The organism is Streptomyces sp. NPDC047706 (assembly GCF_043204795.1).
GTDB lineage: Bacteria > Actinomycetota > Actinomycetes > Streptomycetales > Streptomycetaceae > Streptomyces.
In genome coordinates this window covers 1-12,714 of sequence record NZ_JBIDCW010000031.1, presented here as the reverse complement: position 1 = coordinate 12,714, position 12,714 = coordinate 1, and the positions used below count along the sequence as shown (strand labels likewise).

Here is a 12,714-nt window from a genome sequence, read left to right as displayed (position 1 = left end):
TTCCTTAAAACTTCCTGGGAGTTCCTTCCCGGTGACGCCGCGGGCAGTCAGCCCTTCGCAGGCGCGGCGTCAGGATCTGAAAGGGCAGCAGCGTCACGGGGACGCCGCCGTCGCCGCCGTCGCCACCGAGGTGCGTGTCCTGCAGCGGCCGCTCCAGCGGGTCGGTCACCCGGGCTCCGGCCGGCGACAAGCCGGTGCGCTGGACGCCGCGCGCCCGGCCGCCGCGGGAGTCGTAGAGGTGGCCGGACCGGATCCCGGCGGAGGGGTGGTCCGTCTTCCACAGGCGGTCGAGCCGCCGTGGGCATCTCCCTGCCTTGAGGGGCCTCTGGTCGAGGGCCTGAGGGCTCTACCCGAGGTACGACAGGCCGGGGTGGACGGCCGTGTAGGCGTCGACCAGCCGCCGGGCCACGGCCACCGAGTCGACCAGCGGATGCAGCGCGAAGGCCTTGACGGCAGAGGCACGGGAACCGGAGGCGGCGGCCGACAGCACCTCGCGCTCGACCGCCTTCACCGCGCAGACCAGGCCGGTTGCGTGGTCCGGCAGCGGGTCCACGGCCACCGGGTGCGCACCGCCCGCGTCGACCAGGCACGGCACCTCGATCACCGCCTCGGAGTCGAGCGCCGTGAGGGTGTGGCGGTTGCGGACGTTGAGGATCAGCGTCGTGCGCTCGTTCCGGGCGACGGCCCGCATCAGCGCGAGCGCCACCTTCTCGTAGCCGCCGGACAGGTCGTCGGCGGCGCGCTCGCCGGCTCCGGCCGTCTCCCGGTTCTCCGCCATGTAGGTGGCCTCGCGCTCGGCGCGGGTGGCTTCCCAGGCTCGCAGCGCGGAGGCGCCGGGGTCGCGCGTCCGCTCGTAGAAGCGGGCCTGCTGGTCGCGGAGGAAGGCGCCGCGCGTCTGCTCGGCCTCCTGGCAGGCGCGGACGGTTTCCCGGTTGAAGTAGTAGTAGTGCAGGTACTCGTTGGGGATCGCGCCCAGCGAACTCAGCCATGCGGCGCCGAAGAGCTTGCCCTCCTCGAAGGAGCCGAGCAGACCGGGGTCGGCGAGCAGGCGCGGCAGTTCGTCACGGCCGGCGACGCGCAGGCCGCGCACCCAGCCGAGGTGGTTGAGGCCGACGTAGTCGATCCACGCCGCGGCCGGGTCGCGCACGCCGAGCACGCGGGCGATACGGCGGCCGAGGCCCACCGGCGAGTCACAGATGCCGATGACGCGGTCGCCGAGGTGGCGGGACATGGCCTCGGTGACCAGTCCGGCCGGGTTGGTGAAGTTGATGACCCAGGCGTCGGGGGCGAGCCGGGCGACGCTGCGGGCGATGCCGTCCGCCACCGGCACGGTCCGCAGGCCGTAGGCGATGCCGCCCGCGCCCACCGTCTCCTGGCCGAGGACACCCTCCGCGAGCGCCACCCGCTCGTCATGGGCGCGGCCCTCCAGACCGCCGACCCGGATCGCGGAGAACACGAAGTCGGCGCCGCGCAGGGCCTCGTCGAGGTCGGTGGTCGCGGTGACCTCGGGTGCGTCGGGCACCCCGGCGGCCTGTTCCGCCAGGACGCGGGTGATCGCGTGCAGCCGCCCGGCGTCCAGGTCGTGGAGCACGACGTGCGTGACCCGGCCCTCGGCGTGGTCGCCGAGGAGCGCCCCGTACACGAGCGGCACCCGGAAGCCGCCACCGCCCAGAATCGTCAGCCTCACGCCTGCACCTCTCCTGTCACGGGGGCCCACCGGACGAGTCGACGTCGTGGTTCTGCCAGCATCCGATGCACAGTACCCGTCACCTTCGTCATCCCCGCGCGGCTGCATGCCCGGCGTCGGCCACTCTCCCGGAGGGCCGCGGCGAGTACTCCAGGCCAGGGGCGGCGGCGACGGCACGACGGCCGACCACTGGGTCGCCATCGAGGCCACCCCGGCTCTTCAGGGCGGCTTCATCCGGTGGTCCTGGGACCAGGGCATTCTCCGGCGAGTGAGTGACGGAAGACCGGGGCGCACGGGCGCCGGGCTGTACGAGCGTGGCGTCGCCGCGCCCGGCCACCGCTGGGCGTACGGCGGTGACTTCGGCGAGGTGCCCCACGACGGCGCCTTCGTCGCGGACGGTGTGGTCTTTCCGGACCGGGCGCTCGAGGCGGTGCTGTACGGGCACCGGGAGATCGCGGCGCCGGTACGGCTGGAGTGTCTCCGGCACGAGGGCCCGGTGATCCGCAACCACCAGCACTTCCGTGGGCTGGACTGGCTGAGCGGCGAATGGCGGCTGTCCCTCGCCGACGGCCGGACGCTGACCGGCCCGGCCGAGCTGCCCGATCTGCGACCGGGCGAGACGGCGGCGGTGCCGCTGCCTTTCGAGCTGCCCGGGGACCCGGGCGAGGCCTGGCTGACGCTGAAGGTGACGACCGCGCGGGACGAGCCGTGGGCGCCGCGGGGCACGGTGGTGTGCCTGCCGCGGGTACGGCTGCGGGCGACCCCCGTGCAGCCCGCTCTGCCGGTGACCGGCAATAACGTCGAGCTCGACGCCGACGGCCTGCTGGTCCATCCCCTGCTGGCCGCCGCCCCCCAGCTGTCGCTCCGGCGGGCGCCTGCCGACAACGACGAGCCGGCCGGGATGGCGGACCGCCGGCGAGAGGGGGGGCTCGCCGCACCCGCCCGCAAGCTGGTCGCCGTACGCCGGGCGGCCGGGAGTGTCGGCGTGCTCGCCGAGTACGTCTGCGAGGCCGGGACCGTGCGGCACGAGCAGGTCTTCACGGCCGTCGAGGGCGGCATCCATGTCGAGGAGTCGGCGCAGCTGCCCGGCACGCTGCACGACGTGGCGCGGGTCGGCTCGGTGTTCGAGACGGTGGCCGGGCTGGATCTGCCGGAGCGGTCCGGGCAGGGGCCCTGGGCGTCGTACCCAGGCCGTGGCGTGGGTGCCCCGGTCGCCCCTCACTCACTCCCCGTGGACGAGTTGTCCACCCCCCGTCTGCGGCCGCCGGGGGGCGACGGCCGGCACGGCGTGCGGCACTTCAGGCTGTCGGCGCCGCACGCCACCGGTCTCGCGGTGGAGCGGGGGCGGCCCGGCCGGATCTCGGTCAGCCGCTGCCGTGCCGCGGACCTGGCCGCGGCCGCCCACCACGACGAACTCGTCCCGCGCGCCGGGTGCGTCGTGCACGTCGACGCCGTCCACCGCGGCCTGGGCACCCCGTCCTGCGGGCCCGGCACCGTACCGGCGTATCCCGTCCCAACGGGCACGCACCGCTGGGGCTGGACATTGCGCGCGCTCTGACTCCTCCCTCCCCGCTCGCCCCTCGGCTCTCCTCCCGCCCATCCGTCACCCACGGAGCAGACGTGTGCACTTCGCCTGACCAGCAGCAGGGGGAATCCGTGCCGGCCGACGCACGGCCGAGGCGACTTCCCGTGCGCACCGAGACTGGCGGAGCGCGCACGCCGGCACTCCCGGAGGCGGCCTGCGCCTCGCCGGGGCAGTGCGCTGATTTCGCCGGCACTTCTTGCTGTGCGCCTCGAACGCCCGGCCGTCCCCGTCGGCGCCCGGCCCGGTCCGGCTGTCCGCTCCGCCTGCCCGGCAAGGGCCTGGCCGGGGGTGCCGAGCGTGTCCGCGTTCATCGCTTGAACTCCCCCGCCCCGCACGGACTTTCTCGGCTGCACCTCTTGACGGCTGCGGCGCCCGGGAGCACATTGTCCGCGCACCCTCTGCCTGAGAGCGCTCTCAAACATCCCGCGGGTCCTCTCGGACAGGACACCCGCGCACCCCCACTCCCGTACCGAGAGGCACCCCATGAGTGAAACCTCCGGCACTCCCCGCAGACGCGGACCCCACCGGCGGGCGCTCCTCGCCGTCCTGAGCACGCTGGGTCTGGCCGCGCTCGCCGCCACGGCCGTGACGCCGAGCGCGACCGCAGCCGCCCCGCCGCCCCCGTCGGGCTGGACACAGGTCTTCGTCGACGACTTCGACGGGGCCGCCGGCTCCGGCGTCAACACCGCCACCTGGCAGTACGCCACCGGGAAGGGCTACCCGGGCGGCCCCGCCAACTGGGGCACCGGTGAGATCGAGACGATGACGACCAGCACCAGCAACGTCTCCCTCGACGGCAGCGGCAACCTCCGCATCACCCCGCGCCGCGACGCGGCCGGCAACTGGACGTCGGGCCGCATCGAGACCAACCGCACCGACTTCCAGCCCCCGGCGGGGGGCAAACTGCGCGTCGAGGCCCGCATCCAGATGCCCAACGTCACCGGCGCCGCCGCCCGCGGCTACTGGCCGGCCTTCTGGATGCTGGGCGCCCCGTTCCGCGGCAACTACTGGAACTGGCCGGGCGTCGGGGAGCTGGACATCCTGGAGAACGTCCAGGGCCTCAACACCGTCTGGGCGACGATGCACTGCGGCACCTCACCCGGCGGCCCGTGCAACGAGACCACCGGCATCGGCGGTTCGGCCCCCTGCCCCGGCTCCACCTGTCAGTCCGGCTTCCACACGTACCGCATGGAGTGGGACCGCTCCAGCAGCGTCGAGGAGATCCGCTTCTACGTCGACAGCACCCATTTCCACACCGTGCGGGAGAACCAGGTCGACGCGGCCACCTGGACGAACGCCACGGACCACGGGTTCTTCATCATCCTCAACGTGGCGATGGGCGGCGGCTTCGTGGACGCCTTCGGGGGCGGCCCCGACGCGGCCACGGTGCCGGGCCACCCGATGGTCGTCGACTACGTCCAGGTGCTGTCGTCCAACGGGAGCGGCACCACACCTCCCCCGGCCGGCAACCGGGATGCCTACGGCACCATCCAGGCCGAGTCCCACGACGGGCAGTCCGGCACGATGACGGAGGGGACCTCCGACACGGGCGGCGGGCAGAACATCGGCGCGCTGGCGAGCGGCGACTGGGCGCTGTACCGGGGCGTCAACTTCGGCTCCTCGCCGGCCAGGCAGTTCAGCGCCCGGGTCGCGAGCGGCGCCGGCTCCGGGGTGAGCGGGCTGGTCGAGGTGCGCCTGGACAGCCGCACCAGCGCGCCCGTCGGCAGCTTCGCGGTCGGCAACACCGGCGGCTGGCAGTCCTGGCGCACGGTCCCCGCCAACATCTCCGCCGTGACGGGCACCCACGACGTCTATCTGACCTTCACCAGCGGCCAGCCGGCCGACTTCGTGAACGTGAACTGGTTCACCTTCGGCCGCTGACGGCGGCACCAGGAAGGGGCCGGGGCGGCGACGTCCCGGCCCGCGGCCGTGCCCGGCCGCGGCGGAGCCCGCCAAGAGCCTGCCGTCCGGATCCGGCCGCCGGGAGCCGCGTCACCGGCCTGGCCGGTCAGCACTCTCAGCGCAGCTCCGCCCGGAAGGACGCCGGTGTCCTGTCCGTGTGCTGATGGAAGAACTTGGAGAAGTTGGCCGCGTCCGGGAAGCCGACCGCCGCGCCGACGCGGCCTATGGGCAGGTCGGTGTGGGCGAGCAGGCGCTTGGCCTCCAGGACGACGCGTTTGTCGATGAACGCCTTGGGGGTGTCGCCGGTGGCGGCGCCGACGGCGCGGACGAGGGTGCGGCGGGAGTAACCGAGGGCGTCGGCGTAGGCGCTGACGCTGTGGTTGGTGGCGAAGTCCCGCTCGACCGCCTCCCGGAAGAGCGTGAACGTGGTGTCCGCCCGCTGCGCCGCCGCTGCCGCCGAGCTGGCCGCCAGATGGGACAGCCGCAGCAGGAACGCGCTGAGGCAGTGGCGCAGTACCGCCGTGCGCAGGCTCAGGGGCAGTGTCGCCGCGTCCTCGTACTCGCGTTGCAGGTGGGCGAGGGAGGCGCACAGGGCCGCGAGCTGGGTGGCGTCGGGACGCAGCAGGGGCGGAAGGTCGTAGCGGTACAGGCCGGTGGCCTCGACCGTGGCCCTCGGGAGGAAGCCGGGCTGCATGGTGAGGACCGTTCCGCGGTACTCGCTCCCGGCCGTGAAGCGGTGCACCTGTCCCGGGCGGATCCACAGCACGTCACCGGCCTTCGCCTCGTACTCGGTGAAGTCGACCATGTGCCGTACGGGTCCGCCGCCGAAGACCATCACGACATGGAAGTCGATGCGGTGGATGCGATCCGGTGGAGCGTCCGAGTGCCAGGCCTGGCCGGGGTCCATCGTGCCGACCTGCATGCCGACGCCGCAGACACTCTGCTCGACCGGGAAGGGGAACGTCCGGATGCCGTCCCCCACGCGACCGCCTTGGATAGATATGTCCGCCATGTCCTTCTCGTGCCACCTCGTCGCCGGTGGGCGTGTCCCACTTTCACCACAGGCTGACACACCCCAACCTTCCCGCCAAAAAGTCAGACTTTTAAGGTCGAACGCGTCCGACCGGCCGCATCGCTGGTTTCGTTGACCTTTTGAAGAGGACGGCTTACAGATGAGCACGCAGTCACCCGACGGGCCCGGCGGCTTCGAGTGGACCGACCTCGACCGGCGGGCCGTCGACACCGCACGCCTGCTGGCGGCCGATGCCGTGCAGCAGGTGGGCAACGGCCACCCAGGAACCGCGATGAGCCTCGCCCCGGCGGCGTACACGCTCTTTCAGAAGGTGATGCGGCACGACCCGGCCGACCCGGAGTGGCCCGGCCGTGACCGCTTCGTGCTCTCCCCCGGGCACACCTCGCTCACCCTCTACACCCAGCTCCACCTCGCCGGGTACGAACTGGGGATCGACGACCTGAAGGCCTTCCGCACCCACGGCTCCAAGACCCCCGGGCACCCGGAGTACGGGCACACCGCCGGCGTCGAGACCACCACCGGGCCGCTCGGGCAGGGTGCCGCCAACGCCGTCGGCATGGCCATGGCCGCCCGCTACGAGCGCGGCCTGTTCGACCCGGACGCGCCCGAGGGCGCCTCCCCCTTCGACCACACCATCTGGGCGATCGTGTCCGACGGCGACCTTCAGGAGGGCGTCAGCGCCGAGGCCTCGTCGCTGGCGGGCCATCAGAAGCTGGGCAACCTCGTCTTCCTCTACGACGACAACCACATCTCCATCGAGGGCGACACCGCGACAGCGTTCTCCGAGGACGTGATCGAGCGCTACCAGGCCTACGGCTGGCACACCCAGCGTGTCGAGCCCGCCCCGAACGGCGACATCGACGTCCACGCGCTGTACGCGGCGCTGCGGGCGGCGCAGGCCGAGACCGGGCGTCCCTCCCTCGTCGCGATGCGCACGATCATCGCCTGGCCCGCGCCGAACGCGCAGAACACCGAGGCCTCGCACGGCTCGGCGCTGGGCGCGGACGAGGTCGCCGCCACCAAGCGGGTGCTGGGCTTCGACCCCGAGCGCAGCTTCGAGGTCGCCGGGGAGGTGCGCGCCCACACCCGCCGCGCCCTCGGGCGGGGTGCCGAGGCGCACGCCGCGTGGGACCGGCGGATCGCGGCCTGGCGGGAGGCCGAACCGGAGCGGGCCGCCGAGTTCGACCGTCTCAGCAAGGGCGAGCTGCCCGTGGGCTGGGAGCAGAGGCTGCCCGTCTTCGAAGCGGGCCGGCCGGTCGCGACGCGTGCCGCGTCGGGCAAGGTGCTCCAGGCGCTCGGCCCGGTGATCCTCGAGCTGTGGGGCGGCTCGGCCGACCTGGCCGGCTCGAACAACACCACCATCGACAAGGCCTCGTCCTTCCTGCCGCAGGGCAATCCGCTGCCGGAGGCCGACCCGTACGGCCGTACGATTCACTTCGGCATCCGCGAGTTCTCGATGGCGGCGGCGATGAACGGCATCGCCCTGCACGGCAACACCCGCGTCTACGGCGGCACGTTCCTGGTCTTCTCCGACTACATGCGCAACGCCGTGCGCATGTCGGCGCTGATGCAGCTGCCGGTGACCTATGTGTGGACGCACGACTCCATCGGCCTCGGCGAGGACGGGCCGACGCACCAGCCCGTCGAGCACCTCGCCGCCCTGCGCGCGATCCCGGGGCTGAACGTCGTCCGTCCGGCCGACGCCAACGAGACGGCCGTCGCCTGGGCCGAGATCCTGCGCCGGCACACCGCGAACCCGGCACCGCACGGCCTCGCCCTCACCCGGCAGGCGGTACCGGCGTACGAGATGAACGAGGACGCGGCGCGCGGCGGCTACGTGCTGTTCGAGGCCGAGGGAGGCACGCCCCAGGTCGTCCTCATCGCCACCGGCTCCGAGGTGCAGCTGGCCGTGGAGGCGCGCGAGCGGCTCCAGGAGGCCGGTGTGCCGGCCCGGGTGGTGTCGATGCCGTCCGTCGAGTGGTTCGAGGAGCAGCCGCGCGAGTACCGCGAGCAGGTGCTTCCGCCGTCCGTGAAGGCGCGCGTCGCCGTCGAGGCGGGAGTGGGCCTGACGTGGTACCGCTTCGTAGGTGACGCAGGACGCATCGTCTCCCTCGAACACTTCGGCGCCTCGGCCGACGCCAGGACCCTGTTCGCCGAGTTCGGCTTCACCGCCGAGAACGTCGTCGCAGCGGCCAGGGAATCGCTCGCTGCCGCGCGTGGTTGATCCGATCGCAAGAAGGAAGATGATCACTGTGACCGAAGCATCCGCCACCGCGGGAGCACTCAAGCGCCTGTCCGACGAGGGCGTGTCGATCTGGCTGGACGACCTCTCGCGCGAGCGGATCACGTCCGGCAACCTCGCCGGACTCGTCGCCACCAGCCACGTCGTGGGCGTCACCACCAACCCGTCCATCTTCCAGGCCGCCATCGGCTCCGGCGAGGGCTACGAGGAGCAGCTCGCCGACCTCGCCGTGCGGGGTGTCACGGTCGACGAGGCCGTGCGCATGATGACCACCGCCGACGTCCGGGCCGCCGCGGACATCCTGCAGCCGGTGTACGAGGCCACCGGCGGCCGGGACGGCCGGGTCTCCATCGAGGTCGACCCGCGCCTCGCGCACGACACCCGCGCCACCGTCGCCGAGGCCCGGCAGCTCGCCTGGCTCGTCGACCGGCCCAACGTGATGATCAAGATCCCGGCGACGGGTGCCGGCCTCCCGGCGATCACCGAGGTGATCGGCGCCGGGATCAGCGTCAACGTCACGCTGATCTTCTCGCTGGAGCGGTACCGGGAGGTCATGGACGCCTACCAGGCAGGTCTGGAGAAGGCGCGGGCGGCGGGGATCGACCTGGCCGGCATCCACTCCGTCGCGTCGTTCTTCGTCTCCCGCGTCGACAGCGAGATCGACAAGCGCCTGACCCTGCTGGGCACCAAGGAGGCACTGGCGCTGAAGGGCCGGGCGGCGCTCGCCAACGCGCGGCTCGCCTACGCGGCGTACGAGGAGGTCTTCTCGGCGGGCCGGTGGACCGTCCTGGCCGGGTCGCGGGCCAACAAGCAGCGCCCGCTGTGGGCCTCCACCGGTGTGAAGGACCCTGCATACAAGGACACCCTGTATGTGGAGGACCTGGTCGCACCCGGCACGGTCAACACCATGCCGGAGGCCACGCTGCGCGCCACCGCCGACCACGGCCACATCCACGGTGACACCGTGAGCGGCGGCTACGCGCAGGCGCGGGCCGACCTGGCGGCCGTGGAGCGGCTGGGGATCTCCTACGACGAGGTGGTGCGTCAGCTGGAGGACGAGGGGGTCGCCAAGTTCGAGGCGGCCTGGCAGGAGCTGCTGGACGCCGTGACGAAGTCGCTGACCGGTAAGGGAGTTGACGGGGAATGAGCACCGAACCGACCACTGGGGAGCAGGTCGCCGGGGAAACGTCCGTGCCGGCCGGCCCGTCCCCCGACTGGAGCAACCCGCTGCGCGACGCCCGGGACCGTCGCCTGCCCCGGATCGCCGGCCCCTCGGGGCTGGTCATCTTCGGCGTCACGGGTGACCTGTCCCGCAAGAAGCTGATGCCGGCAGTCTACGACCTGGCCAACCGGGGCCTGCTGCCGCCGGGCTTCTCGCTCGTCGGGTTCGCCCGCCGGGACTGGGCGGACCAGGACTTCGCGGAGGTCGTGCACGACGCGGTACGCGAGCACGCGCGCACGCCGTTCCGTGAGGAGGTGTGGCAGCAGCTGGCCGAGGGCATGCGGTTCGTGCCCGGCGACTTCGACGACGACGACGCGTTCAAGCATCTGCGCTCGGCCGTCGACGAGCTCGACGCCTCCCGGGGCACCAGCGGCAACTACGCGTTCTACCTCTCCGTGCCGCCGAAGTTCTTCCCCAAGGTCGTCCAGCAGCTGAAGAAGCACGGGCTGGCCGACGCGCCGCGGGGCTCCTGGCGGCGGGCGGTGATCGAGAAGCCGTTCGGGCACGACCTGAAGTCGGCCCGCGAGCTCAACACGATCGTGCACGACGTGTTCGACCCGGAGCAGGTCTTCCGGATCGACCACTACCTGGGCAAGGAGACCGTCCAGAACATCCTGGCGCTGCGCTTCGCCAACCAGATGTTCGAGCCGATCTGGAACCGGTCCTTCGTCGATCATGTGCAGATCACCATGGCCGAGGACATCGGCATCGGCGGCCGGGCCGGCTACTACGACGGCATCGGCTCGGCCCGTGACGTCATCCAGAACCACCTCCTGCAGCTGATGGCCCTCACCGCGATGGAGGAACCCGCCTCCTTCGACGCGCCCTCGCTGCTGATGGAGAAGCTGAAGGTGCTGAAGGCGGTGAAGCTGCCCGAGGACCTCGGCCGGCACACCGTGCGCGCCCAGTACACGGCGGCCTGGCAGGGCGGCGAGAAGGTGCGCGGCTATCTGGAGGAGGACGGCATCGACGCGGCGTCCGCCACGGACACCTATGCCGCGATCAAGCTCCACGTCGACAACCGCCGCTGGGCGGGCGTCCCCTTCTATCTGCGCACCGGCAAGCGCCTGGGCCGCCGGGTCACGGAGATCGCGGTCGTCCTCCAGCGGGCGCCGCACTCCCCCTTCGACTCCACGGCCACCGAGGAGCTCGGCAAGAACGCGATCGTGATCCGCGTCCAGCCGGACGAGGGCATGACGGTCCGGTTCGGCTCGAAGGTGCCGGGCACGTCGATGGAGATCCGGGACGTCACGATGGACTTCGCGTACGGCGAGTCCTTCACCGAGTCGAGTCCCGAGGCGTACGAGCGGCTCATCCTCGACGTCCTCCTGGGTGACGCCAATTTGTTCCCCCGTCACCAGGAAGTGGAAGAGTCCTGGAAGATCCTCGACCCGATCGAGGGGTACTGGGCCGCACACGGCAGCCCCGCGCGGTACGTCGCGGGCAGCTGGGGCCCCGCGGAAGCCGACGAGATGCTCGCACGAGACGGACGGAGCTGGCGCAGGCCATGAAGATCGACCTGACCGACACCACGGCAAGCAAGATCAACAAGGCGCTGGTGCAGGGTCGCCGCGCCATCGGCACCCCGGCCGTGGGCATGGTCCTGACGATGGTCATCGTCACGGACGAGGAGAACGCCTACGACGCCATCAAGGCGGCCGAGGAGGCCTCGCACGAGCACCCCTCGCGCACCCTGGTCGTCATCAAGCGGCACGCCCGCTCCCCGCGCGAGCGCACCCAGTCCCGGCTGGACGCCGAGGTGCGCGTCGGCTCCGAGGCCGGCACCGGCGAGACGGTCGTGCTGCGTACCTACGGCGAGGTGTCCGACCACGCCGACTCCGTGGTGCTGCCGCTGCTGCTGCCGGACGCGCCGGTCGTCGTGTGGTGGCCGGTGGACGCGCCCGAGGTGCCCGCCAAGGACCCGCTCGGCGCCCTCGCCCAGCGCCGGATCACCGACATGTACGCCGTCGAGACGCCGCTGGCCGCGCTGGACGCCCGTGCCCGGTCCTACGCGCCCGGCGACACCGACCTCGCCTGGACCCGCCTCACCCCCTGGCGCTCGATGCTGGCGGCGGCCCTGGACCAGGCCCGGCTGCGGATCACCTCGGCGGCCGTGGAGAGCGAGGCCGACAACCCCAGCGCCGAGCTGCTGGCCCGCTGGCTGGAGGCACGGCTGCACGTCGCCGTCGACCGGGTGGAGACCGCGGGTCCCGTGGTGACCGGCGTCCGGCTGGGCACGGAAAGCGGCGAGATCGTCATCGACCGGCCCGAAGGCCCGCTGGCCACGCTGTCCCTGCCGGGCCAGCCGCCGCGCACCCTGGCGCTGAAGGTGCGCCCCACCTCCGAACTGATCGCCGAGGAGCTCCGGCGCCTCGACGCGGACGAGATGTACGCCGTCGCCCTGCGGGGCGAGGGCATCACCAAGGAGACGCTCTCTCATGTCTGACACGCCTGTGCTGACACGGCGGCCCGAGTGGACAGCGCTGGAGGACCACCGCGCCGAGTGGAAGGCCCACCTGCGGGAGCTGTTCGAGGCCGATCCCGGCCGTGCGGAGCGATACGTCGTCACCGTCGGCGATCTTCGTATCGACTACTCCAAGCACCTCGTCACCGACGAGACGCTGGCCCTGCTCCAGGAGCTGGCGGCCGCGACGGATGTCTTCGGGCTGCGGGACGCGATGTTCCGGGGCGAGAGGATCAACATCACCGAGAACCGGGCGGTGCTGCACACCGCGCTGCGCGCGCCCCGGGAGGCGGTGGTCGAGGTCGACGGCGAGAACGTGGTGCCGGGTGTGCACGCGGTGCTGGAGAAGATGGCGGGCTTCGCCGACCGGGTTCGCTCGGGTGAGTGGACCGGGCACACCGGCAGGCGGATCCGCAACGTCGTCAACATCGGTATCGGCGGCTCCGACCTGGGTCCGGCGATGGCCTACGAGGTGCTGCGCGCTTTCACCGACCGTGACCTGACCGTGCGGTTCGTCTCCAACGTCGACGGCGCCGACCTGCACGAGGCGACGCGGGACCTGGATGCGGCCGAGACGCT

Annotated in this window: 7 protein-coding genes and 3 pseudogenes; 7 read left to right on the top strand and 3 right to left on the bottom strand. The window is 72.3% G+C overall.

The window, feature by feature from the left end; translation table 11 throughout:
- Positions 1-4 precede the first annotated feature (4 nt).
- Positions 5-238 (bottom strand): annotated as a pseudogene (locus ACGF8A_RS29525) (hypothetical protein); the annotation flags it as partial.
- A gap of 108 nt (positions 239-346) precedes the next feature.
- Positions 347-1,687: a 6-phospho-beta-glucosidase gene (locus tag ACGF8A_RS29520; protein WP_393113262.1), complete on the bottom strand. Its 1,341-nt coding sequence runs from the start codon at positions 1,685-1,687 to the stop codon at positions 347-349.
- A 154-nt stretch (positions 1,688-1,841) separates the two neighbouring features.
- Between ACGF8A_RS29520 and ACGF8A_RS29515 the strand changes: the two are divergent.
- Positions 1,842-3,245 (top strand): annotated as a pseudogene (locus ACGF8A_RS29515) (beta-galactosidase domain 4-containing protein); the annotation flags it as partial.
- Between the two features lie 510 nt (positions 3,246-3,755).
- Positions 3,756-5,153, top strand: a complete 1,398-nt coding sequence (locus ACGF8A_RS29510) for a glycoside hydrolase family 16 protein (protein ID WP_393113261.1) — start codon at positions 3,756-3,758, stop codon at positions 5,151-5,153.
- A gap of 136 nt (positions 5,154-5,289) precedes the next feature.
- Here ACGF8A_RS29510 and ACGF8A_RS29505 read toward each other — a convergent pair whose 3' ends face one another.
- Positions 5,290-6,186 (bottom strand): helix-turn-helix domain-containing protein, encoded by an 897-nt coding sequence (locus tag ACGF8A_RS29505; RefSeq protein ID WP_393113260.1) that lies wholly within the window; start codon positions 6,184-6,186, stop codon positions 5,290-5,292.
- A 160-nt stretch (positions 6,187-6,346) separates the two neighbouring features.
- On the opposite strand from ACGF8A_RS29505, the gene tkt reads away from it, so the two are divergent.
- The 5 genes and pseudogenes from tkt to ACGF8A_RS29480 all read left to right on the top strand — a co-directional run.
- Positions 6,347-8,431, top strand: coding sequence for a transketolase (gene tkt, locus ACGF8A_RS29500; protein ID WP_393113259.1), 2,085 nt, complete (start codon positions 6,347-6,349; stop codon positions 8,429-8,431).
- 19 nt (positions 8,432-8,450) lie between these two features.
- Positions 8,451-9,596: a transaldolase gene (tal, locus tag ACGF8A_RS29495; protein ID WP_393113257.1), complete on the top strand. Its 1,146-nt coding sequence runs from the start codon at positions 8,451-8,453 to the stop codon at positions 9,594-9,596.
- Complete coding sequence (gene zwf / locus ACGF8A_RS29490; protein ID WP_393113256.1) at positions 9,593-11,182, top strand: glucose-6-phosphate dehydrogenase; 1,590 nt, start codon at positions 9,593-9,595, stop codon at positions 11,180-11,182. The genes tal and zwf overlap by 4 nt, the downstream gene beginning before the upstream one ends.
- The gene (gene opcA, locus ACGF8A_RS29485) at positions 11,179-12,117 is read left to right on the top strand and encodes a glucose-6-phosphate dehydrogenase assembly protein OpcA (RefSeq protein WP_393113255.1); all 939 of its coding nucleotides are present in this window, start codon (positions 11,179-11,181) and stop codon (positions 12,115-12,117) included. Before zwf ends, opcA begins: the two co-directional genes overlap by 4 nt.
- Positions 12,110-12,714: pseudogene (locus ACGF8A_RS29480) on the top strand (glucose-6-phosphate isomerase); the annotation flags it as partial. The gene opcA and the pseudogene ACGF8A_RS29480, both read left to right, overlap by 8 nt.